The sequence below is a fragment of the Arthrobacter sp. TJ-270 genome, assembly GCF_058269075.1.
Map to the genome: position 1 here is coordinate 112,929 of NZ_JBZCNB010000009.1, position 21,129 is coordinate 134,057.

Genomic DNA, 21,129 nt, shown 5'->3' on the forward strand with positions numbered 1-21,129 from the left:
TTCATCCTCAGCCCTCCTGCTCGCGTCGGTTCAACTCCAGGTTGACCTCCTCGAGGCGTGCCTCAGTTTCCGGCTCCGGAAGCCCTTCCGCATACTCAGCTTCAAGCTCCCGGTGAATGCGGCTGTTGAGTACTTCCACCTCGACGTCCTCAAGGACGGTCAGGTCTTCCGGGAAGGGTTCTTCCGGAGAAAGCTTGTGGTTCGTTTCCATGGGTCACTTTCGGGCTCATCGGACTTCTCTCCCGAAGTGTATCCATCCTCTGGATTTTTGTGCGAGAGCGTACGACGGAACCCGCAGCGCCCGTGTCCATCCATACGTGGCCAGACCGGCAGGAGGACGTCCCACGGGGTCGAACCGTGTCGCTTGATCCTGGTTGCTGCTGACCATCAACCGCAGGGCGCCGACACGCGTCCACGGCCCGCGCAGCCGGCTGTAAAACAGGCCCCACTGAAGCTCCTTCCCGTACCGGCGAAGCTCGGACAGTGTCCTCAGCTCAGGGCCGGGTCCCTCGCGGCGTACGGCCAGCAGCACGGGACCTCCGGTCCCCTTGAACGGCATAAGCGTGGTGAAAGGTCCGTCCACGACCGACCGCCGCGGCAGGATCAGAAATCGACCAGGTACCCCGCGCCCGGTCGTGGAGAGCAGCACGTCCGCGTCGCCGACGCGTAGAGCCAGGCCGATGACGTCGGGCACGGTATCCGGCAAGCCCGCCGAGCGCGATATCCGCGCGAGCACCTGGACGTCACCCGGGCTGTCCAGCCATTCTTCGCTGCTGAGGCCCCGGGTGTGGGTAAGGGTCCCCTCCAACATCACGCCGTTACAGTGAATGGGCCGTCCCGGACGAAAAACCGACAGGGCGGCGAACACGGCCTTCAGCCCCTGGCCGCCGGCGCGCGCCAGCGAGGACACCAGGTTCACAATCCCACCTCCTTCAACAAATTCTTCGCCTCAACCAGTGGAACGGACAGCGACTTGTATCCGTGCTCCTCGAACAGGATGGTGACGACGTCGTTCTCGTAACCCATCACAACGCCCCGACCCCATTCGCCGTGCCGCACTGTGCTCTGCAGGGCGAAGGGGTGGTTCTTGCCGTTGTCGTTGTTTTCGGCCGACCGGCCGGAATCGCAGTTGTCGCAGGCATCACAGAGGCCTTCCCGCTCCTCACCGAAGTAGCCGAGCAGGAACCTCCGCCGGCACCCCCGGTGTTCGGCGTACTGCCGAGCCATATCCAGGCGGGAACGGTCCATTTCCTGCCGCTGCTTCCGGTGCTCGACGACGTCGGCCACCACCTGATCAGCATCGGCGGCTGCGGCGCGGTATTTTCCGCCGCGCTCGCGGACCGCTCCCACCTCAAGGAGCTGGTTCAGGAGTCCGGAGAGTTTGCGCTGTGTCAGCCCGGTCTCCTCCCGAATGCCCGCCGCGTCGAGCGCACCGTCGGCTGACCGCAGGGCGGCAAGCAACTCGCGGAGGCTGTCCTCCTGCACACTCTTGCCCGCGAAGAACCGGCGGATCCCAAGGTCTTCGGTGCGATAGTGCAGCACCACGTCGGCAGGCTCACCGTCCCGGCCCGCGCGCCCAACCTCCTGGTAGTAGCTGTCGAGCGAGTCGGGGATGTCCGCGTGGATCACGAACCGCACGTCAGGCTTGTCGATGCCCATTCCGAACGCCGTGGTGGCCACCACGACATCCAGCTCACCGGCGTGGAAATCCTCGTGCAGGGCGGTCCGCTCTGATTTCCTGCGGCCCGAGTGGTAGGCGTCAGCGCGCAATCCCGCCTTCCGCAACTCCTGCGCGTACTCGTCCGTCTGGTTGCGGGTGGCGGTGTACAGCAGTCCCTGCCCTGGTAGGGAAGTTACCTGTTCAAGAACGGCGCGCTTCTTGTCCCGCTCGGACTCGTGCTGCTGGACGCTGAGGTGCAGGTTCGGCCGGTCGAAGCCTTCGGCGACGACGACGGCGTCCCTCAGTTTCAGCCGCTCGATGATTTCCTGCCGCACCGGGGGAGAGGCCGTTGCCGTCAGTGCGATCACCGGGCGCTTCAGCCGCTTCACGAGCGAGCCAAGCTGGAGGTAGTCAGGGCGGAAATCGTGGCCCCATGCCGACACACAGTGCGCCTCGTCGATCACGAGAAAGGACACGTCGAGGGCCTTGAGCCGTTCGGCTACTTCCGCCCGCGCCACCTGTTCGGGCGCGAGAAAGAGGAACTTGGCCCGGCGTTCTTCGTCGACGTCTCCTGCGGCCACCCAGGCCTCGTCGATTTCAGCGTCGGTGGCAGTGGAATTCAGGACATAGGCGCGGACCTCGCCGAGCGCCTCGTTGATGCCCTCCACCTGGTCACGCTGGAGGGCAATAAGTGGTGAAACCACGACGGCGACGCCAGGGACGGTCATGGCCGCCACCTGGTAGATGGCTGACTTCCCGTAACCGGTGGGGAGGACGCAGAGAAGGTTCCTGCCGTCGTCGGCCGCTTTCAGAGCCTTGCGCTGCCCCGGGAGCAGGGAGTCCCAGCCGAAGAGCTCCCGTGCGGTGGCTTCGGGTTTCGGGTTCATTCAGCGGTCGCCGTGAGGAGGGCAAGCAGGATGGAGTACAACACCATGCCGGCAAGAAACCAGGGGAAACTGGACCCGCGGTCTGACGGAAGCTCTTCCCTGAAGACGTTCAGCAGGACGGCGCCACCCAGCAGCGCGGTGAGTATGGCGACGACAACCGTGCTGGTCGGCGCGAACACGAACGACAGGAACCAGCCGAGGAGGAGCGCGCCGGCGAGGACCACCCGTCCGCTGGAGTCGAAACGTCGTGGGTAATGTTCCTCCAGATGCCGGTCCGTGAGCACGAAGTGCAGGCCCATGGCGATGGCGAAGAGGACTGCGAACAGGTAACCCGTTTCAACGCGCAGGGCCATCGTGTAGGTGATGAGCGTGTTGTAGAACGCAAACGCTCCGAGGTGCACCCAGTAGGCTGCTGCCGAATCGGGGCGCTTGCGCGAGCGCCGGGAGGTGGCCAAACGGTCCAGTCCATAGAAGATGGTGAAACCGGTGAGGGCTACAACGAAAATGCCGAGATCGAAAAGCGGAGTGACCTCAATGGTGTCCTCGAGGAGTTCTCCGATCGCCTCGTTGCCCTCAGCGATTTCCGGGAGCAGGTGAAGGAAGACGTAGGCAACCGCGAGTCCTCCCGCAAATGACCCCGTCACGTTTTCCGGGACAAGCGGCAATTTGCGGATGTGTGGAGCGGCGAGGTGCAGTGCCGCCAATACCAGCGCAATGACGAGTGAACCGATCAGTGCCATGCTCACGGGCTACCTCTCTTCCGGTTGCGGTGCCATTTGTTCCACGCCCCGCTGTGCTCAGGTTGGCTCGGATCCCGCGGGCGGCAGGTCCGGATTCAGCGGTTCCATCCGCGGGTCCTCGTCGGTCCACACCTGCAGGATCGCCCAGGTCACCGCGGCAATGGGAACCGACAGTACGGCGCCGATGATGCCCGCGAGGATGGTTCCGGCAGTCAGAGCCAGCAGAATCACCAGTGCGTGGAGGCTCAGTGATTTGCCCATCACGACCGGCTGCAGAAGGTCACCTTCGAGCTGGTTGACCGCGACGACGACGCCAACCACGATGAGCGCGACGATCGGCCCGTTGGCGACGAGTGCAACGAGTGCGGCGAGGATACCGGCGATGGTGGCGCCCACCAGGGGAATGAATGCGCCGATGAAGACGATCATGGCAAGCGGCAAAGCGAGCGGTACACCGAGAATGAGCAGCGCGGCGCCGATCGCCACGGTATCCACCAGGGCGACAATCGCCGTACCGCGGACGTAGCCGCCGAGGACCTCGAGGGTGCGGGTGCCGGCGCGGCGCAGCTTCTGGTCGCGCTCGCCCTTGAAGGGTCGAAGGAAGAACTCCCAGATCTTCTTGCCGTCCTTCAGGAAGAAGAAGAGGATGACGGCTGTCAGGGTGGCGCCGGTGAGGAACTCGGCCACCACGGAGGCGCCCGAAATTGCACCCGACCGGAACTGCGGGCTCGTCGCAAAGTCGATGATGGCTGTCCGCGCCTGGTCGAGCTGCTCCGGCGCGATCGGGAATGGTCCGCTGGTGAGGAATGCCTGCAACTCATCGAGGCCCTCGCTGGCGGAAGTGATCAGCTCATCGGCCTGGCTTCGGACCGATACCACGATGATGGTGATGACGGCGGAGAGCGCGATCAGCAGGGCAAGGAAGGCGATGGCTGTGGCGAGAGCGCCGGGAACTCCGCGCCGACGCAGCAGGTTCACGAACGGCCCGATGGCCGCCGCGAGGATCAACGCGATGATGATGGGGATGACGAGCAGACGGATCTGGAGTAGGCCGTAGATGGCCACGACCGCAAGAGTGAGTATCAGCAGGATCTGCCCGGCCCGGGAGCCGGTCCGGCCGAGGCCGTCTGACCAGGGACTCGATCGAACGCTGTGCAGGTGGGATCCGGCCATGTGTTTTCCCTTCCCCGTGGGGTAATCGGTATGCGCTGGCAATAAATGCTAAGCATACTGTGTATTTTTTTCGGGGGTGGGAGTGGGTGTGCGGGGGATGCCTGCCGGGCGGTCCGTGAGCGTCGCTATGCGGAGGCTCTCAGGGGCTCGAGGGCGGCTAGGACGAGGTCGAGGGCGAAGATGAACTCCTCCGCCGGGTCGTAGCCGGCAGCGACGAGCGCCGCGGCGGACTCGTTGAGGTAGGGGAACTCGTCAGGAGGAAGCTGGGGCAGGTAGACGTCCTCGCCCATGTCCGCGAACTCATCGGCGGTGTCGAACGGCAGGCTGGCTTCCTGCAGGGCGTAACCGTAGACAAGGCTGTCGAGCAACCAATTGGCGTGCGTCGCCATCAAGACCGAGAAGCCAGCCCTCCGCAGGCAGGCGGTGACCGCTTCGTGGTGGCGGAGATTGGCGGGCCCCGGGGATGTCCGCGACTCCATCAGGCCGATCGCCCACGGGTGGCGTGCGAGAACCTGTCGGGCGGATACCGCCCGCCGTCGCATCGCCGACTGCCAGTCGGTGTCTTCGGGCGGGAGCTCGATCTCCTCGAACACGATGTCGATCATGGCGTCCAGCAACTCCTCCTTGCTCGCCACGTAGTGGTAAAGCGACATCGCGCCCGCGCCGAGCGCACCAGCCAGCCGGCGCATGCTCAGCCCGTCGACCCCCTCGCTGTCGGCGAGCCGGACCGCCTCGACCACCATCCGCTGCTTGCTCAGCCCCGCGTCTGACGCAACCTGGCGTTGTTCCCTAGCGGACACGGATTCCTCGCTCTCTCGAAGGCTTGACATTAGTACAGTGTACGCTCACACTTTACCGTACAACGTACGTCGTACGCTGTACGGTTCACGAGCCAGCGCGAGTCGCTACTCGGACGCAAGGAGGTTCTGTGGAAAACGAGCAGCGATCCAATGCCGGAGCACCCCTGATGCCGGGGGCGAGTCTGGGCGGGGCGGCGACGATGCGTGCCGCCTTCCAGCACCGTTACGGCCCGCCCTCGGTGCTCGAGTCGTCCGATGTCGGGCTACCGCTACCCGGCCCAGGCGAGGTGCTCGTCCAGGTGGGCGCGGCCTCGGTACACCCTGGCGACTACTTCGTCATGACCGGCGAGCCGTACATGGTGCGCCTGGTGTACGGGATCCGCCGGCCGCGCCACGGCATCCCTGGCATGGACCTCGCCGGCGTGGTGGCAGCGGTCGGGAAGGACGTCAGCGCTCTCCGCCCCGGCGACGAGGTGTTCGGCTGGAGCACTGCTGGAGCACTCGCGGAGTACGCATGCGTCCCGGCGGACAACCTCGTGTCCGTGCCTGCCAACCTGTCGGTCGTGGACGCGGCAGCGGTGCCCACCTCGGCCATGACGGCGTTGCAGGCATTGCGCAAGATCGCGAACGTTCGACCGGGCCAGACGGTGCTGGTCACGGGCGCGTCAGGCGGCGTGGGCTCCTTCGCCGTACAGATCGCCAAGGCGCTTGGTGCCGAGGTGACGGGTGTGTGCAGCACCCACAACGTCGACCTGGTCCGGTCACTCGGTGCCGACCACGTCATTGACTACACGAGGAACGACTTCACCCGCACCGGTAAGCGCTACGACGTCATCCTCGACAACGTGGAAGCCCAGCCCCTGGCGGCTGCCCGCCAAGCGCTGACGCCCACCGGCACCCTGATCCCCAACAGCGGACGCGGCGGCCGCTGGTTCGGCCCCCTCGGTCGGATCGTCAAAGCGCGTGTGCTGTCCGGATTCACCCGTCAGCAGTTGAAGCCATTCATGTCGGTCGGGAAGCGCCAGGACCTGCTCACCCTTGCCGATCTGCTCAAGACCGGGCAGATCACGCCCGTCATCGACCGCATCCACACCCTCGACGAAGCAGCCGACGCCCTCCGCTACGTCGGAGCAGGCCACACCCGAGGGAAGGTCGTGATCACCGTCTGACGACCGGACCGACGAGAACGACCCAACCCGTGCGAATGCACGCCCAGACCTGCCGCCACTCCGGCGGACGGACCACTCCAATCGAAGGAAAAACCAATGCCCATCCGAACAAAAACCCCGAACCTGCTCGACAACCCGCCGATCCCCGTGCAGGCCAAGCTCGCGGCCGCCTGGACCAGCTTCATGTTCCTCGTCATCTACATCGACTACTTCCACCTCTACCAGCCCGGCGAAATCGACGAAATCCGGGGTGGCGAGATCTTTGTCTTCGACATCACTGGGACATTGATTTCGATCTTCTTCGTGATCATAGCGATCCCGAGCCTGATGGTGCTGCTCTCGATGACGCTGCCCGCCCGGGCGAACCGCGCCACGAACCTCGTCGTTGCCTTGCTTTTCATCCCCCTCTCCATCTTCAACGCGGCAGGGGCGACCTGGGACTGGGCCTTTTACTACGGCCTCACTATTGGAGTCGAGCTGCTGATCCTGGCCTTCATCCTGCGCTCCGCCTGGACCTGGCCCCGCACCGCGCCGTCGGCAACCATGCCGACCAGCCCGGACCGTGAAGCCGTTCGCGCCCAGCAGCAAGCGTGAACCTAAGCGCGGCAGGGATTTGCCTGATCGACGTGAAAACAGAAGGTCAATGTTATGCCGGTGCCGCTGATTTACGGAGGACTTGGATCGCATCGAGCTTGGCCGCACGCCAGAGTGTTATCACCAGCAGGATGGTTGCCGGGACCCAGATGATGCGTTCGATAAGCGACGGGGACGCGATGTTCAATGCCGCTCCGATGACCATCAGGGCGCTGGTCCCATACATGAAGCGGCGCCGGATCCCAACGGGCACCCATGACGTTCCGGCAACGGCCGCCAGGGCCAGATAGATCACGGCGGTAACCGCGCTGCTGGCACGCAGGGAATCGGGCAAGACCCCGGAATGTGTTCCTCCATACGCTGCCGCTGCCCACGGTGCGCCGCCGGCCAGTGATGCCTGGAAGCCGGCAACGACCAGAAGGAGGGCCGCCGCAGCTTTTCCGGGTCGAGACGCAGGACAATGTTCTCTGGTGAGTTTCATGGTGTTTCCTTACTTGGTGGGTACTGCCGGTTATGGGTGGCGGTGAGGGAACAGTTCCGCTGCCGCGTAGGCCGCTTATTCGGCGGGGTCATGCAGGGCGAGGACCACGCTGCCTTTTTTGTGCCCTGATTCCACATGGGCATGCGCGGAAGCGGCTTCCTTCAGGTTGTAGGTTCGGTCGATGACCGGGACATAGTGTCCGGATGCCGCCAGATCGCACATGAATGTCACGTCCTGGGCCATCTGCTGGGGCTTTCGAAGCCCGGTGAACGCGATTCCTGCCCGGGTTTTGCCGGAGATTCGGGTCACCAGCATCCACATCAGGATCGGTAAGGAGGGCACGGTCGTCAAATAGATACCGCCGGGCTTTAGGAGCTTGCGGCTGCGGGTGTATGAGCTTTTGCCTACCGCATCAAAGACAACGTCGTAGTCCTGGCCCATCTTCGTGAAGTCCTCCGCGGTGTAGTCGATGACTTTGTCGGCACCGAGGGATTTCACCAACTCAAGGTTTGCGGTGCTGCAGACCGCGGTGACAACTGCCCCGAAATGCTTGGCGAGCTGGACAGCGGCCGTACCCACCGCGCCGGAGGCGCCGTTGATCATAATGGACTGAGCGGCCTTCAGCCCGGCGGCGTCTCTTAGAAACGGTAAGGCGGTGAGGGCACCATCAAGGACTGCCACGGCGTCCGTCGGTACCAGGCCGGCGCGCCTCATCGCGATGATCCCGTTTTCGGAAACCGTGACGTACTCGGCGTGGGCGCCGAGGGTCGGTCCCACTGATCCCGTGACCTGATCACCGACACGGTACCTGGTCACTGCGCTTCCTATTGCCTGAATTTCACCGGCAAAGCCGGTTCCCAGGACCGGAAAGCGCGGCCGTACCAAACCGAAGTAGAGCCGAGCAAAGGGGTCCTTGCCGTTGCGTGCGGTACATTCCGCCTGGGAGACGACGGTTGCGAAGTTGCGGATCAATACCTCCCCGTTCCTGGGAGCCGGTGTATCGATCTCTTCAACGTGGACGACTTCCGGCGTGCCGTAGGTGCGGCTTGTGATTGCCTGCATGCTGTTCTCCAAGGTTTGGGGAGGTCTAGGACCCGGGGAGGGTTTCCGGTGATCAGTACGGGGGCTCCGCCTTAGCGGCGGGACACCGTGGCCCGCATGGTGTCCCGGATGCCGAGGCCTGTGAGTACGGGATTGCCCATGGTTTCCTCCTTGGCAGTCGGCGGTTCAGTTGGCGGGTAGCCGGCGGCCGGCGATGAGCAGCCAGAAGATGATCACAACCTCGCCCACGAACATGAACTGGGCGAAAACGGCGGTGAAGTCGGGGATGAAGGCCGTACCGACGGCATCTGCCAGGTATCCGATGCCGGCGATGGCGAGCAGGATGCCGAAGACCTTCGGCACGAATCCCGACCGGATGGCCAGATAGCCGACGAGCAGTAGGGAGATGCCGAACAGGCCCTGGCTGATGACCCAGATGGTGTTGAACGACTCCAGCACCGGGAGGGCGGCTTCGGGATCGCCGAGGAGCGAGAACCCGATCACGAGTTGACTAGTAGCAACCACCAAGAGCACCGCGTACACCGATCTCATCCAGGCCGCTGCCGCCGAGACCCGACGGCTCACCGGCTTGAACAGTGTGTACATCGCCCCGGCCACGATGATGTCGAGTACCGCCACGATGAAGAAGCTGACGACACCCGCGAAGAACAGGAGGGGGGCGCCGGAGATGTTCTGCGCGGTTTGTTCGGCATCGCCGCGAGCGATCAAGGGGACGATCACGCCGAAGTTGGCGGAACCAGCCAGCACCGCCATGATCGCGAGCCCGATTCCGGCCACAATCGCGGCAGTGCGCGGCGACCAGGTGGTGAAGTTTATCGGGCGTTGTTGGACGTCGGTCTTGCTCGGCTTGAGCGTGGTGGGGTTCATTAAGTGTCCTTACGTTGTATACTTACGTTGTAAGTAAGTTACGCTTACGTGGTAAGTTTTGTCAATGGATCCGAACGGAGAGATTATGACGAGGCCATCGAGCAAGACCGGCGCGGTGTCACGCGGCCGTTTGAACCGCGAGCTGGTGCTGAGCGCAGCGATCGCGCTTGCCGATGACGCGGGCATCGAATCACTGACGATGCGCAGGCTCGGTGAAGAACTCGGGGTGGAGGCGATGTCGCTGTACACCCACGTCGCTAACAAGGAAGACCTGTTCAACGCAATGGTCGACGCCGTGTTCAACGAGATCGAACTGCCCTCACATAGTGACGACTGGAAGACGGCGATACGCAAGCGATCGGTCTCGTTCCGCGACACGCTGTCGCGCCACCCGTGGGCCACCGCATTGAAGGATTCCGGGACCAATCCGGGGCCAGCCACGCTGCGCCATCACGACCGTGTCATCGGCACGCTCCGGAACGCGGGATTCTCCATTGCCATGGCAGCCCATGCGTTCTCGGCGTTGGACAGCTACATCTACGGCTTCGCGATGCAGGAGAAGAACCTGCCGTTTCACACGCAGGAAGAGACGGCTGCGATGGCGCACGTCATGCTCGCCCAACTTCCTGTCAACGAGTACCCGTATCTCGCCGAGCTGACGGCGGACCATGTGCTTCAGCCCGGCTATTCCTATGGCGACGAGTTCCCGCTCGGTCTCGACCTCCTCCTCGACGGCCTCGAAGGGTGGCTCGAGCGACACCCCGGGGATCGGCAGCCTGAAGGTGTGCTGAACGAGAGCGATTGACGGAGACAGCGTAAATGCGGGCTATGACGCTCCTGGGGGTGCGGTTTCGACGAGCTCATGCCGAAAACCCTCGCCGCCGCCGTGGATCGGCTGCTGCACCACGCCCACATCGGCACAGATTGTCTGGGTCAGCTCACAGCAGCTCAGGCCTCGTATCGGGCTGAGCGTCTCAGCGACGGTCGTCGGGGAGTGTGAGTCCTTGAATGGTGGCAGAGAAGTCGATGAGTGACCTACACACATCCAATCGAGTGCGTCGAGGTCGTCCTTTTCGAGCACTCGGTCCTGACGGGGCCATCAGGATCGTTGAAGGAACTGTGAAGCGGGTTGTCCCAGACCATCGAAGCGTGCTGCGCGCCCGTAGGACTTGCAGATGTCGCGGACGGCGGGGACTGGGCTGGTCATTGGTTTGGGCCTTGCTTGGAGAGGGCGGGCTGCGTGGGTGGGTCGAGTGGCCCCTGGTCGAGGCGGAAGGGCGGATAGTCATCGCGCATCAGGGCTACGTAGGTCATGGTCCGGTAGACCCACCGGTTGATTCCCATGATCAGGTTGAATAATCCCAGACGATAGACGCCGGTGAACAGTAGGATGACCGCGGTGATGAACACCAGCAGCCCAAGCAACGACATTCCGTTGGTGCCCCCTTCGTTTGAGGATGCCCAAATGCTGCCCGTGAGTACCCCGACAATGAGTAGGTGGGGCAATGCGAGGAGCCAGGACTTCACCAGGACCCGACCGTGGGAGAGTTTCTCGGGATAGTCCACCTCGAACGTCGCCGGGTAATCGGTGTGTGCAAGAGTGAACGGCGGATACTGGTCCGTGCCCATCACCCCGTTGGCGTAGAAGGCCACCCGCCAGTGCCACCGCATAACGCCGACCGTGAACTGGAAAAGTGGGACCGGATAGCGGCCGGTGAAAAGGATCATCACCCCCGCAGCAACCGTTACCACCACGAAAGCAATCCCGAGGACGACAAGCACAATGTAGTGCGGAATGGCCAAAATCCACTTCACCAGCCACATCCATCTCGTCAGGTTCGGATCCAGCTGTCCCTCCAACCGTGCAGGATAGGTTCCTGCGGGACTTGCGGCCGTCTCCGAGCGGGACGGGGAGTGCATTCTCCTGCCGAGGCCAGCGGCTCCGAGGATGATGAGCACCAACCCGCCGGCAAGCATGGCAAGCCCTGCGAGGAGGGCCTCGGAGGAGGAGAAGATGCCAAGTGATCCGGCGATGAGCAGAACCCCGGTGACGAGGATAAACATGTGTGCTGGACTCATTTTCTCCGGCGGCAGGTTCGGTTGTCCGGAGGCGTGGGCCGGGTAGATAGTCATGGTCTTGTGCCCTGGGTTTCTTGCGATGGTGGTGGATGGGATTTGTTGTCACTCCGGCGCGGAGCGCTGGGTGAAGGACGGCGCATACTGTGATTTGCGCGAGCATGTTCCTCGGCGAAGTAGCGGAGAGTGCGCCATTCGTACGATGTACGATCAGCGTACCGTACGTTGTACGAATTGGCGATAGGTGCCGGCTAGTTATGACCAGTCAAAACAATGCAGCGTTCTCTAGTCCTGCCGAGGATGAGGTTCAGTCTGGGGTCGAACTCGTCCCCGAAGTTTCATTGGGACAGAGAAGTTAGCCACGACCGGCTGGAAGGATTAATGGTTGGGCCTCAGTAATCAATACGGTCGGCCAGCTCTGCCCAGGCGCGGAACGGATCCGCACTCGCTGAATCGGGGAGGTTGACCTGCCGAACCTGCATGGACCGTTCCTCCACAGGCTTGGCGAAGAACTCGTAGAACACGGCGTCGTCGAATCCGGCGCGCGCCGCGTCGTGCCGGTCCGCGGCGAACACTATTCCGTCCACACGGGCCCAAAGCGCGGCCGCCAGGCACAGCGGGCACGGCTCGCAGCTGGTGTAGAGGGCGCACCCGGTCAGATCGAACGTCTGCAGCGACGAACACGCGTTCCGAATCGCCATGACTTCGGCATGGGCAGTGGGGTCATTGTTCGCGGTTACCCTGTTGGTTCCCTCGAAAGTGCGCCCATCACCGGTGGCGATGAGGGCGCCGAAGGGGCCGCCGCCGTCGTGCACGTTGCGGGTAGCGAGGTCGATGGCCCGGGCGAGGAACTGCTCCTCCACAGTGCTCATGCAGGAACCCTACACCCAGCGGTTGACCTTGACGTTGCGTCAACCTATACGGTGAAGAAGATGGGCAGGGAGGTGCACATGGACAGGTCAATTCAGGACATAGCGCGGCTTGCGGGAACCACGAGCCGGACCTTGCGGCACTACCACCGTATGGGCCTATTGCCTCCGTCCCGGGTGGGCAGCAACGGCTACCGCTACTACGATGACGGCGCGCTGGTACGGCTGCAGCGGATCCTCCTGCTGCGTGACCTTGGCCTGGGCCTACCGGCCATCGCGGAGGTTCTGGACAGGGAAGCGGAACCAGCCCGTGCCCTGCAGAAACACCTTGAGTTGCTCAGGCAGGAGCAGGAACGGCTGACGCGGCAGATCGCGTCGGTCTCGCTCACCATCGAACAACTGGAAGGAGGTGAACAACTTATGGCAGAGAACATGTTCGACGGATTCGACCACACGCAGTACAAGGATGAGGTCGAAGAACGGTGGGGCACGGAGGCGTACGCCACCGGAGACCGCTGGTGGGCCGGCATGAGCGACATCGAGCGCAACGAGTGGAAGTCCCGGACGACGCAACTGGGTGCTGACTGGACCGAGGCTGCAGGGCAAGGCATCACGGCTGACAGCGACGCGGCGCAGAAGTTGGCGCGGCGGCACTACGAGTGGCTGTCCGGTGTTCCCGGACTGCCGTCGTCGGGCGGGCGGCCCTCGAAGGAATACTTCATCGGGCTCGGTGACATGTATGTCGCCGATGACCGTTTCGCGGCGAACTACGGAGGCCGGGAAGGCGCGGAATTCGTGCGCGACGCGATGAACGTCTTTGCTGACCGCAACCTCTAGGCAAGTGGACGACGACGGCGGCACCTGCGTGGCGCCGTCGTCGTTCTGCCGTGGTTCTTCGACAGGGCGGGTCCGTAAGGTGCAGGTATGACGATTTCCGCTGGCGCTGATCGTGCCTGGTCCGATGAGGCGATTCGGCGCATCGAGGCCGAGGGTAACCGGTCCGCTGACACTCACCTGCTCGCACTGCCCGTGCCGGAGAGCTGGGGCATCGACGTCTACCTCAAGGACGAGTCGACGCACCGGACCGGGAGCCTGAAGCACCGGCTTGCGCGTTCGCTGTTCCTCTTCGGGCTGGTCAACGGCTGGATTCGGGAGGGCGCCACGATCGTGGAGGCATCGAGCGGGTCCACCGCGGTGTCGGAGGCATATTTCGCGCAGCTGCTCGGGCTGCCCTTCGTCGCGGTGATGACCCGTTCCACCAGTCCCGAGAAGATTGCCCTCATCGAGCAGTACGGCGGGACCTGCCACTTCGTTGACGGCGCCTCCGAGGTGTACGACGCCGCCGAACGCATCGCGGCTGAAACCGGCGGACACTACATGGACCAGTTCACCTACGCGGAGCGCGCCACTGACTGGCGCGGCAACAACAACATTGCCGAATCGATCTTCCGCCAGATGGAACACGAGCGGTTTGCCATTCCCGAGTGGGTGGTGGTCGGCGCGGGAACCGGCGGAACCAGCGCCACCATCGGCAGGTACCTCCGGTACAACCGGTATCCCACGCGGCTTGCCGTCGTCGACCCCGAGAACTCGGCCTTCTATCCCACCTGGGCAGGAGGAGTCGCCGCCGTGGGGAAGCCGTCCCGCATCGAGGGCATTGGGCGGCCGAGGCCTGAGCCGAGCTTCGTGCCCTCGGTCATCGACGCGATGATCCAGGTCCCGGACGCGGCGTCCGTCGCGGCCTCACGGCACCTGCATTCGCTTACCGGGATCGCCGCAGGGCCCTCGACCGGGACCAACCTGTGGGGGGTGTGGCAGTTGGTCGCGCACCTGAAAGCGGCGGGTAGGACGGGAAGTATCGTCTCCCTCCTGTGCGACTCGGGCGAGCGTTACGCCTGTTCCTATAACGACGACGCCTGGCTGGCCGAGCGCGGACTGGATCCTGCTCCAGCGCTCGCCGTGCTTGAGGAGTTCTTCGAAACCGGGGACTGGCCTTAACGCGCGTGAGCGATTCCCTGACCTTCCGGCCAGGGAATCGCTCACGCGTGACGGAACGAAGAGGGGCTAGCGGATGGCTGCCTTGAGTTCCTTGGCGGCCAGCTCCGGGTCGGCTGCGCTGTAGATCGCGCTGCCTGCGACGGCGACGTCGGCTCCGGCAAGCTGCACGGCCTCGATGGTCGAGGCGTTGACGCCTCCGGCCACGGAGAACGGAACCCGGGCGATTTCGCCGGCGTTCAGCAGGCTCTGAAGGTTGAAGCCCGGCTGCGCCTGCTCATCCAGCCCCGCATGGAACTCGACGAACTTGGCACCAAGTGCCCGTGCTTCCTTGGCCCGGGTGACCTTGTCGGCAACACCGATCAGATCCACGACGATGCCCTTGCGGTGTGCCTGGGCCGCCTTGACCGCACCGGCGATGGTGGAGTCGTCGGCAGAGCCGAGAATGGAAACGAGGTCGGCGCCCGCCTTGAAAGCGATGTCGGCTTCGAGCTCACCGGCATCCATGGTCTTCATATCGGCGAAGACGACCTTGCTGGGATGGGCTTCCTTGATCGCCGTGACGGCGGAAAGGCCCGCAGCCTTGATCAGGGGCGTACCGAGCTCGATGATGTCGACGTGCTCGGCAACCTTGCCGGCCAGTTCGAGCGCGTCCTCGACGGTGAGGAGATCGAGTGCAACCTGGAGTTTCATATGGTTTTCTTCTTTCATAGGGTGATTTTGTGCGGGGATAGGGGGAGAGGCTTACTCGAGGTTTGCGTGCCTCAGCCACAGCTCCTCAGCGGACTCGTCAGTGTTTTCCCAGAGGCCCTGAAACACTGCTTCGGTGACAAGAAAGAGCGCCTGTTCGAAGAGGCTGCCGGAGTACTGCCGGGAAATGTTGGATCCGTGATCAGTCTTTTGTGCAGCGGGAATGACCACCAGCGCATCAGCCAGTTCGGCCACAGGGGAGTGCGGGCGCGTTGTCAGAGCCGCGACTTTCGCCCCGGCTTTCACTGCTGTGTCGGCAGCTTTGACCACGCCGGACGTCGTCCCGGAGCCGGAAGCGACCACCAGAAGGTCCCCGGCACGGATCGCGGGAGTAGTGGTGTCACCGGCAACATGAACGGTCAATCCGAGGTGCATCAGCCTCATGGCTGCCATGCGTAGCACCAGCCCGCTTCTACCGGCTCCGGCAAGGAACACGCGCTCGGCTCCACGGACTCTGTCAGCCAGGACGACCAACTGCGTCGGATCGATACCGGAAACCGTTTCTTCAATTTCCTGCTGGATGAGAGACAGGTTCAGAGCCAGTTCGGTGCTGCCCGGACTCACCAACTGCAGGTCAACATCATTCACGACGCTCACGGCGACTCCTCAATGGGGTAATGCTTTTACTGTCCTCTTCAGCTTGGCCCACTCTTCGGGCAGGCGAAACGCTGTTTTATGACGGTTTTGGCCACCCGTTTGGGTAGGCACTGCGTACTCTGTAGGGATGGCAGCACAGATCAACAACGCCGTTGCGGGACCCCTTATGCAGGACCAGTGGAAACTGCTTGACGCCGTGGAGGAGGTGACGGGGGCACCGCTGAACCGTATTGCCGAATGCCTTCACAGTGCGTCAGCTTCGTTCTACAAGAGCAGTGCGCTCATCATCTTCACGGAGGACTGTACGGGCCGGCCCCAGAAGAAATCAGGCGCGGACGACGTCGTCAGCCGGGTTTCGATCCCGGAGCTGGATCGTCTGCGCGCAGCCCTGCCCGGGGAAGAACCGTGGCGAACCACGGCCCTTATCGGGGGCCGGGAACGCGAAGTACTCGCTATGACCTACCCGCCGAGTAACGCACTCCTGGTGCTCACCGACCCGCACCCTGTTCCCGATGCCGGGCACCGGAAAGATGGGATGCGACTTCTGGCGTACCTTTGGCGGCTGGTCGCCCGAAGGATCCAGGAAAAGGTCTCCGATGCGCCGCCGGCGTATCTCGTAGAGTCCCGCGCGGCATCAGCCGAGCGGGTCCGGGTTACTGCGGAGCTGGTGGATCAGCACTCCACCACCCTTGAGACCGTCCTCGCCGCGTTGCGTTCCACTTCGATGGATGACCGCGCGGCCCGTGCTTTCGCGACGGACGTGTCGGTGAAGGCGCTGGTGGATCTGCGGACGCTGAATGATCGAACCAATGATCTCGTCGAGGAGCCCGTCGCTACGGCGTTCGAACGGCTCCGGGAGGATCTGCGGCCATTGATGAAGTTGAGCAACATCGATATCCAGTTCATTGAGCCGCCGGCCAACGGTCGTGCGCTGCCGGGGGAGGTGGCCCACGCCGCCAGGGCAGTGGTGCGCGGCTTGGTACTGGCGATCGCCGAGCAGGCTGACGTGCACCGTGTTCGCGCACAGTGGGACTGCGACGGGGAGAACCTGCTCATCAACGTCCGGGATGACGGCCGTGGCGAGCTCGCCTCGGACGCGTCCAGCATCGGGAGGATGCAGCAGCGGGTACAGGCCATGGATGGGTCCATGGTCGTGGACGTCATGCGTGGCTGGGGAGCCGATATCTCTGTGACGTTGCCGCTCGACCTTCCAACCGGACGGGTGGGGGATATAGCCAGCTGGGCTCTGGCGGCACGGGAACTGGAGGTCCTCCAGTTGCTGGCCGCGGGTCAGCGGAACCGGGCCATTGCGGCAGCACTGAGCATCAGCGAGAATACCGTGAAGTTCCATATCCGGAACCTCTTCCGAAAGCTCAATGTGCGGTCCCGCGCAGAAGCAACCGCTTTGGCGCACAGCGCGGGAATCCGGGGGTGATCATGTGACTCAGTTGCTGAGGGTCCAAAACTTCGGCGTATCCAGTGACGGCTTCGGAGCCGGCGAGAACCAGAGCCTGGAAAGACCCTTCGGCCATGCAGATCCGGGTGCGATGTTCGCGTGGGCGGGTGCAACGGCAAGCTGGCCGAACCGCACCGACTCCGGTGGAACTCGAGGCCTCGACGATTACTTCACTCGGGACTTCAAGAACAACATCGGGGCCGAGATCATGGGCCGCAATAAGTTCAGTCCTCAACGCGGTCCCTGGGAGAACGAAGACTGGCGGGGCTGGTGGGGCAGCGAACCGCCTTTCCACACGCCGGTGTTTGTGATGACGCACTACGAGCGACCATCCTTTGCTCTCTCTGACACCACGTTTCACTTCATCAATGCAGACCCCTCGACGGTTCTGGCGAGGGCACAGGAGGCAGCGGACGGGAAGGACGTCCGGCTGGGCGGTGGGGCGAGCACCATCTGCGAGTTCCTTGACGCGGATCTGGTGGACACCCTGCATGTTGCCGTTTCGCCGGTTGAGCTGGGATCAGGATCGCGCCTGTGGGAATCCCCCGAGCAACTGCTCGACCGCTTCCACCTCGAGAAGGTCCCCAGTCCGAGCGGCGTGGTGCACCACCTGTTCTGGCGACGCTGAGCCCGGAGCAGCGCAGAGCCCGGCACACGGGAGTCGTCCGCAGTTGTACCCTGAAATTCTCAGGAAATTGCAGGAGTGGTGAATGTCGACGGATGAAAGCTTTCTGGCACGGGAGGCAGCGGATGTTGCAGAGGAGGTATCGGACCACAAGGTACTCGACGTCGTAGCCCGCTTCGGATTCGCTGTTCTCGCCGTCGTTCACATCCTCATCGGCATCATCGCTCTGCAGATCGCGTCCGGAGGAAACGGGGAGGCAGAACCCACCGGAGCCCTGGAACGCCTGGCAGACGGAACGCACGGTCCGTGGACCATGTGGGCCTGCGCTATCGGCTGCCTGGGGCTTGCCGCCTGGCAGTTCAGCGAGGCCACCCTGCGCGCCCGGCACCTCTCCGCCGGGGAGCGGATATCCAAGACAATCTCCTCCGGGTCGCTGAGCATTATCTACGGCAGCATGGCCTTCACCTTTGCACGGTTCGCGTTCGGCGGGGAATCCGATTCCAGCGAGTCCACCCGAGATTTCACCACTTCCATGATGGGCTCGCCCTTCGGCGTGTTCGTGATTCTGGTGGTTGGAGGAACCACTTTCGGGATCGGCGTCTACTTCGTATTCAAGGGAATTCAGCGCAAGTTCCGGCCCGAACTTCGACACTTCGAAGACACCCGCCGCGGAGCCTTCATCGAGGTCCTGGGGGTCATCGGTCATGTTGCGAAAGGGCTTGCCCTCATCCTCGTAGGCCTGCTGTTCGGCGCCGCGGTGGTCACCCATGACCCCGCCCGATCCACAGGGCTGGACGGCAGCCTGAAGGCGCTGGCCGAGCACCCGTTCGGCGTTCCCGTACTTGTCGCCATCGCGGTGGGTCTGATCTGCTACGGCGTCTTTGCCCTCGTGCGCTCCAAATTTGGGCGTATGTAGGAGTTCCACCACGACCCGACCCAATGGGCGAAAACCCTTGCCAAACCTTTTACATCGTTGTAAATTGACACATCAAGTCACGTTCCATCGATGTAGAAGCCGTGCAGCACCCGATCGAACCAACGGAGGATCGATTCATGCCCAACGAGAATGCCAGGATATTGCCGCCTTCAGGATGGCGTGCTCCGAGCAGGCGGCAATTCCTCACCGGAGCCGCCCTGTTCGGTGGCGCTGTCGCCTCCGGCACCCTGGCCGGCTGCGGCGGACCGGCGGCCGCAAGCGAGGAGACTCTGCGCTTCTGGCACCTGCTCTCCGGCGGCGACGGAATCAAGATGCAGGCGATGATCGACCGCGTGAACGCTGAGAGCCCCAATTTCGACGCCGTCCCCACCGTTCTCGCCTGGGGCACCCCTTATTACACGAAGCTGGCCATGGCGTCCGCAGGAGGGCGACCCCCGGAACTTGCCATCATGCACGCTGCGCGGATTCCGGGGTACGCACCCGGTGGTCTGCTGGACCCGTGGGACCTCGACGAACTGGCAAAGCGTGACGTCACCGAGGAATCCTTCGCGGAGCGCATCTGGGCCAGCGGCCAGCTCGAGGGTGAGGTCTTCGCCATCGCCCTCGACTCCCACCCCTTCATCGCCATGTACAACACGGACGTCGCCGACCAGGCCGGGCTGCTGGGCAACGACGGTCGCCTCATCGAAATCACGGACCCGGAGCGGTTCCTCGAGGCAATGCGCGAGATGCAGGCCGTCACCGGTAACCACGGCCTGTCCTACGGCTACGTCAACGACGGCGCACAGATGTGGCGCCTTTTCTACACCCTTTACCTGCAGCACGGGGCCGAAATGGTGCTCACGCCGGGGCAGCCCGCTGACGTCGACCGCGATGTCGCAATCGACTGCCTCGCCTACATCACGCAACTGCTGGACGGCACCATCGCTGCCAAGACCGGGGATTACGGCACCGCAGTGGCGGAGTTCGCCAGCGGGGAGTCCGGGATGTTCTTCACCGGCGTGTGGGAATTGCCCACCATGCAGGCTGCCGGTATTCCCCTTGACGCGATGACCATACCGACGCTGTTCGGAACGCCCGCAGCCTACGCGGACTCCCATTCCTTCGTCCTGCCTCGCCAAAATGACGTCGACGAGGCACGCCGCGCGGCTGCCTACGACTTCGTCGCCAACCTCCTGAAGGGCTCCCTGTCGTGGGCCGAAGCCGGTCACATTCCCGCCTACCAGCCGGTGGTTGATTCCCCCGAGTACCAGAACCTGGAACCGCAATCGCACTACGCGAACGCCGCCGACATCATCAACTATGATCCTCCTGCCTGGTTCACGGGGTCAGGGTCGGACTTCCAGACAATCTTCGCCGCGAACGTACAGAACGTGTTCCTCGGAAGGGAAGCGCCCGCGGTCGGTTGGGATGCCTTCGTTGACCGCTTGAACATCACCCTGTCCAAGCCCAATCCTGTCTGACCCGGACCGACGAAGGAGTCGAGCACAATGAGCACCACTGTGACCGGGCGCAGGAGCCCGAACAACAGCAGGAACAACCTGCACGGTTGGGCGTTCTCTGCGCCCTTCCTCATCTTCTTTGCCATGTTCCTCGTGTGGCCCATCATTCATGGGCTCTACATGAGCTTCACCGGGCAAACCCTCACCGGAGCCAACAGCGGCTTCGTAGGCCTCACAAACTACGTGGAAGCCTTCAGCGATCCGGACATGTGGCAGTCCCTCGGGAACACCATCTACTTCACCGTCCTCTCAACCATCCCGCTGGTGCTCGTTGCACTCGTCATGGCCGCGCTGGTGAACATGAATCTCCCCGCCCAGTGGTTGTGGCGGTTCTCGTTCTTCGCGCCGTTCCTCCTGGCATCTACGGTGGTTTCCCAGTTCTTCGTCTGGATGTTCAACCCCCAGCTCGGACTGGTCAACGACGCACTCAGCAAGATCGGCATCGCGCCCGTCCCATGGCTGAACGATCCGAATGTTGCCATGTGGTCGATCGTCATCGCCACAGTGTGGTGGACGGTCGGATTCAATTTCCTGCTCTATCTGGCAGCGATGCAGAATATCCCGCAGCAGCACTATGAGGCATCATCGCTGGACGGCGCGGGTGGCTGGCGGCAGTTTTTCTCCATCACGCTGCCGCAGCTAGGACCCACCACCGTGCTCATTGTCATCCTGCAGGTCCTCGCCTCGCTCAAGGTGTTCGACCAGATCTACCAGATGACCGCCGGCGGGCCAGGCGGGGCCACCCGGTCCCTTGTCCAATACGTGTTCGAGGCTGGGTTCACCGGTTACCGGCTGGGCTATTCGGCGGCCATCTCCTTCATCTTCTTTGCTCTGATCCTGCTGGTGTCGATGAGCCAGATCTTCTTCAACCGAAACAGGAGCGCGTAGT

23 protein-coding genes are annotated in these 21,129 nt (G+C 63.3%); 10 read left to right on the forward strand and 13 right to left on the reverse strand.

What is annotated here, in order from left to right; all coding sequences use genetic code 11:
• Positions 1-7 precede the first annotated feature (7 nt).
• The 6 genes from AC4D2M_RS15190 to AC4D2M_RS15215 all read right to left on the reverse strand — a co-directional run bounded on the left by AC4D2M_RS15190 (position 8) and on the right by AC4D2M_RS15215 (position 5,290).
• Entirely contained in the window at positions 8-211 is a 204-nt protein-coding gene (locus AC4D2M_RS15190) for a hypothetical protein (RefSeq protein WP_490892726.1), read from the reverse strand.
• Positions 212-226: 15 nt separating this feature from the next.
• Positions 227-919: a hypothetical protein gene (locus AC4D2M_RS15195; protein WP_490892727.1), complete on the reverse strand. Its 693-nt coding sequence runs from the start codon at positions 917-919 to the stop codon at positions 227-229.
• Complete coding sequence (locus AC4D2M_RS15200) at positions 916-2,547, reverse strand: RecQ family ATP-dependent DNA helicase (protein ID WP_490892728.1); 1,632 nt, start codon at positions 2,545-2,547, stop codon at positions 916-918. Before AC4D2M_RS15200 ends, AC4D2M_RS15195 begins: the two co-directional genes overlap by 4 nt.
• Positions 2,544-3,293: a hypothetical protein gene (locus tag AC4D2M_RS15205; RefSeq protein ID WP_490892729.1), complete on the reverse strand. Its 750-nt coding sequence runs from the start codon at positions 3,291-3,293 to the stop codon at positions 2,544-2,546. The genes AC4D2M_RS15200 and AC4D2M_RS15205 overlap by 4 nt, the downstream gene beginning before the upstream one ends.
• 51 nt (positions 3,294-3,344) lie before the next feature.
• The gene (locus AC4D2M_RS15210) at positions 3,345-4,460 is read right to left on the reverse strand and encodes an AI-2E family transporter (RefSeq protein ID WP_490892730.1); all 1,116 of its coding nucleotides are present in this window, start codon (positions 4,458-4,460) and stop codon (positions 3,345-3,347) included.
• Positions 4,461-4,585: 125 nt separating this feature from the next.
• A complete protein-coding gene (locus AC4D2M_RS15215) occupies positions 4,586-5,290 on the reverse strand; it encodes a TetR/AcrR family transcriptional regulator (protein WP_490892731.1) in 705 nt (234 codons plus the stop codon).
• Between the two features lie 98 nt (positions 5,291-5,388).
• Between AC4D2M_RS15215 and AC4D2M_RS15220 the strand changes: the two genes are divergently transcribed.
• Positions 5,389-6,429 carry an NAD(P)-dependent alcohol dehydrogenase gene (locus AC4D2M_RS15220; RefSeq protein WP_490892732.1) on the forward strand — a complete coding sequence of 347 codons (1,041 nt, stop codon included), beginning with the start codon at positions 5,389-5,391 and terminating at the stop codon, positions 6,427-6,429.
• Positions 6,430-6,525: 96 nt separating this feature from the next.
• A complete protein-coding gene (locus AC4D2M_RS15225) occupies positions 6,526-7,023 on the forward strand; it encodes a DUF6326 family protein (protein WP_490892733.1) in 498 nt (165 codons plus the stop codon).
• 52 nt (positions 7,024-7,075) lie between these two features.
• Here AC4D2M_RS15225 and AC4D2M_RS15230 read toward each other — a convergent pair whose 3' ends face one another.
• The 3 genes from AC4D2M_RS15230 to AC4D2M_RS15240 form a co-directional block, all read right to left on the reverse strand.
• The gene (locus AC4D2M_RS15230; RefSeq protein WP_490892734.1) at positions 7,076-7,504 is read right to left on the reverse strand and encodes a hypothetical protein; all 429 of its coding nucleotides are present in this window, start codon (positions 7,502-7,504) and stop codon (positions 7,076-7,078) included.
• A 75-nt stretch (positions 7,505-7,579) separates the two neighbouring features.
• The gene (locus tag AC4D2M_RS15235) at positions 7,580-8,566 is read right to left on the reverse strand and encodes an NAD(P)-dependent alcohol dehydrogenase (RefSeq protein ID WP_490892735.1); all 987 of its coding nucleotides are present in this window, start codon (positions 8,564-8,566) and stop codon (positions 7,580-7,582) included.
• Between the two features lie 165 nt (positions 8,567-8,731).
• Positions 8,732-9,433, reverse strand: coding sequence for a DUF4386 domain-containing protein (locus AC4D2M_RS15240; RefSeq protein ID WP_490892736.1), 702 nt, complete (start codon positions 9,431-9,433; stop codon positions 8,732-8,734).
• A gap of 85 nt (positions 9,434-9,518) precedes the next feature.
• On the opposite strand from AC4D2M_RS15240, the gene AC4D2M_RS15245 reads away from it, so the two are divergent.
• On the forward strand, positions 9,519-10,238 hold the full coding sequence (locus tag AC4D2M_RS15245; protein WP_490892737.1) for a TetR/AcrR family transcriptional regulator C-terminal domain-containing protein: 720 nt from the start codon (positions 9,519-9,521) through the stop codon (positions 10,236-10,238).
• Between the two features lie 398 nt (positions 10,239-10,636).
• Here AC4D2M_RS15245 and AC4D2M_RS15250 read toward each other — a convergent pair whose 3' ends face one another.
• Together AC4D2M_RS15250 and AC4D2M_RS15255 are read right to left on the reverse strand one after the other, a co-directional pair.
• Positions 10,637-11,566, reverse strand: a complete 930-nt coding sequence (locus tag AC4D2M_RS15250) for a DUF4389 domain-containing protein (protein ID WP_490892738.1) — start codon at positions 11,564-11,566, stop codon at positions 10,637-10,639.
• A gap of 335 nt (positions 11,567-11,901) precedes the next feature.
• On the reverse strand, positions 11,902-12,381 hold the full coding sequence (locus AC4D2M_RS15255; protein WP_490892739.1) for a nucleoside deaminase: 480 nt from the start codon (positions 12,379-12,381) through the stop codon (positions 11,902-11,904).
• 78 nt (positions 12,382-12,459) lie between these two features.
• Here AC4D2M_RS15255 and AC4D2M_RS15260 point away from each other — a divergent pair, with 78 nt between their 5' ends.
• Both AC4D2M_RS15260 and AC4D2M_RS15265 read left to right on the forward strand, forming a co-directional pair.
• Positions 12,460-13,215 (forward strand): MerR family transcriptional regulator, encoded by a 756-nt coding sequence (locus tag AC4D2M_RS15260; protein ID WP_490892740.1) that lies wholly within the window; start codon positions 12,460-12,462, stop codon positions 13,213-13,215.
• 87 nt (positions 13,216-13,302) lie between these two features.
• On the forward strand, positions 13,303-14,376 hold the full coding sequence (locus AC4D2M_RS15265; RefSeq protein WP_490892741.1) for a PLP-dependent cysteine synthase family protein: 1,074 nt from the start codon (positions 13,303-13,305) through the stop codon (positions 14,374-14,376).
• Between the two features lie 66 nt (positions 14,377-14,442).
• Here AC4D2M_RS15265 and hxlA read toward each other — a convergent pair whose 3' ends face one another.
• Positions 14,443-15,066 (reverse strand): 3-hexulose-6-phosphate synthase, encoded by a 624-nt coding sequence (gene hxlA, locus AC4D2M_RS15270; protein ID WP_490892783.1) that lies wholly within the window; start codon positions 15,064-15,066, stop codon positions 14,443-14,445.
• Positions 15,067-15,117: 51 nt separating this feature from the next.
• On the reverse strand, positions 15,118-15,720 hold the full coding sequence (gene hxlB / locus AC4D2M_RS15275) for a 6-phospho-3-hexuloisomerase (protein WP_490892742.1): 603 nt from the start codon (positions 15,718-15,720) through the stop codon (positions 15,118-15,120).
• 127 nt (positions 15,721-15,847) lie between these two features.
• On the opposite strand from hxlB, the gene AC4D2M_RS15280 reads away from it, so the two are divergent.
• From AC4D2M_RS15280 to AC4D2M_RS15300, 5 genes are all read left to right on the forward strand, one after another.
• Positions 15,848-17,155: a helix-turn-helix transcriptional regulator gene (locus tag AC4D2M_RS15280; RefSeq protein ID WP_490892743.1), complete on the forward strand. Its 1,308-nt coding sequence runs from the start codon at positions 15,848-15,850 to the stop codon at positions 17,153-17,155.
• A 4-nt stretch (positions 17,156-17,159) separates the two neighbouring features.
• Complete coding sequence (locus AC4D2M_RS15285; RefSeq protein ID WP_490892744.1) at positions 17,160-17,804, forward strand: dihydrofolate reductase family protein; 645 nt, start codon at positions 17,160-17,162, stop codon at positions 17,802-17,804.
• Between the two features lie 82 nt (positions 17,805-17,886).
• Positions 17,887-18,717: a DUF1206 domain-containing protein gene (locus AC4D2M_RS15290; RefSeq protein ID WP_490892745.1), complete on the forward strand. Its 831-nt coding sequence runs from the start codon at positions 17,887-17,889 to the stop codon at positions 18,715-18,717.
• 137 nt (positions 18,718-18,854) lie between these two features.
• Positions 18,855-20,201 carry an extracellular solute-binding protein gene (locus tag AC4D2M_RS15295; RefSeq protein ID WP_490892746.1) on the forward strand — a complete coding sequence of 449 codons (1,347 nt, stop codon included), beginning with the start codon at positions 18,855-18,857 and terminating at the stop codon, positions 20,199-20,201.
• Positions 20,202-20,228: 27 nt separating this feature from the next.
• The gene (locus AC4D2M_RS15300) at positions 20,229-21,128 is read left to right on the forward strand and encodes a carbohydrate ABC transporter permease (protein WP_490892747.1); all 900 of its coding nucleotides are present in this window, start codon (positions 20,229-20,231) and stop codon (positions 21,126-21,128) included.
• Position 21,129 lies beyond the last annotated feature (1 nt).

Bases quoted from the DNA above. Each gene is read 5' to 3' on its own strand.
- AC4D2M_RS15190 (WP_490892726.1), bottom strand. From the start codon at position 211: ATGGAAACGAACCACAAGCTTTCTCCGGAAGAACCCTTCCCGGAAGAC.
- AC4D2M_RS15200 (WP_490892728.1), bottom strand. From the start codon at position 2,547: ATGAACCCGAAACCCGAAGCCACCGCACGGGAGCTCTTCGGCTGGGAC.
- AC4D2M_RS15210 (WP_490892730.1), bottom strand. From the start codon at position 4,460: ATGGCCGGATCCCACCTGCACAGCGTTCGATCGAGTCCCTGGTCAGAC.
- AC4D2M_RS15215 (WP_490892731.1), bottom strand. From the start codon at position 5,290: ATGTCAAGCCTTCGAGAGAGCGAGGAATCCGTGTCCGCTAGGGAACAA.
- AC4D2M_RS15225 (WP_490892733.1), top strand. From the start codon at position 6,526: ATGCCCATCCGAACAAAAACCCCGAACCTGCTCGACAACCCGCCGATC.
- AC4D2M_RS15230 (WP_490892734.1), bottom strand. From the start codon at position 7,504: ATGAAACTCACCAGAGAACATTGTCCTGCGTCTCGACCCGGAAAAGCT.
- AC4D2M_RS15235 (WP_490892735.1), bottom strand. From the start codon at position 8,566: ATGCAGGCAATCACAAGCCGCACCTACGGCACGCCGGAAGTCGTCCAC.
- AC4D2M_RS15240 (WP_490892736.1), bottom strand. From the start codon at position 9,433: ATGAACCCCACCACGCTCAAGCCGAGCAAGACCGACGTCCAACAACGC.
- AC4D2M_RS15245 (WP_490892737.1), top strand. From the start codon at position 9,519: ATGACGAGGCCATCGAGCAAGACCGGCGCGGTGTCACGCGGCCGTTTG.
- AC4D2M_RS15250 (WP_490892738.1), bottom strand. From the start codon at position 11,566: ATGACTATCTACCCGGCCCACGCCTCCGGACAACCGAACCTGCCGCCG.
- AC4D2M_RS15255 (WP_490892739.1), bottom strand. From the start codon at position 12,381: ATGAGCACTGTGGAGGAGCAGTTCCTCGCCCGGGCCATCGACCTCGCT.
- AC4D2M_RS15260 (WP_490892740.1), top strand. From the start codon at position 12,460: ATGGACAGGTCAATTCAGGACATAGCGCGGCTTGCGGGAACCACGAGC.
- AC4D2M_RS15265 (WP_490892741.1), top strand. From the start codon at position 13,303: ATGACGATTTCCGCTGGCGCTGATCGTGCCTGGTCCGATGAGGCGATT.
- hxlA (WP_490892783.1), bottom strand. From the start codon at position 15,066: ATGAAACTCCAGGTTGCACTCGATCTCCTCACCGTCGAGGACGCGCTC.
- AC4D2M_RS15280 (WP_490892743.1), top strand. From the start codon at position 15,848: ATGGCAGCACAGATCAACAACGCCGTTGCGGGACCCCTTATGCAGGAC.
- AC4D2M_RS15290 (WP_490892745.1), top strand. From the start codon at position 17,887: ATGTCGACGGATGAAAGCTTTCTGGCACGGGAGGCAGCGGATGTTGCA.
- AC4D2M_RS15295 (WP_490892746.1), top strand. From the start codon at position 18,855: ATGCCCAACGAGAATGCCAGGATATTGCCGCCTTCAGGATGGCGTGCT.
- AC4D2M_RS15300 (WP_490892747.1), top strand. From the start codon at position 20,229: ATGAGCACCACTGTGACCGGGCGCAGGAGCCCGAACAACAGCAGGAAC.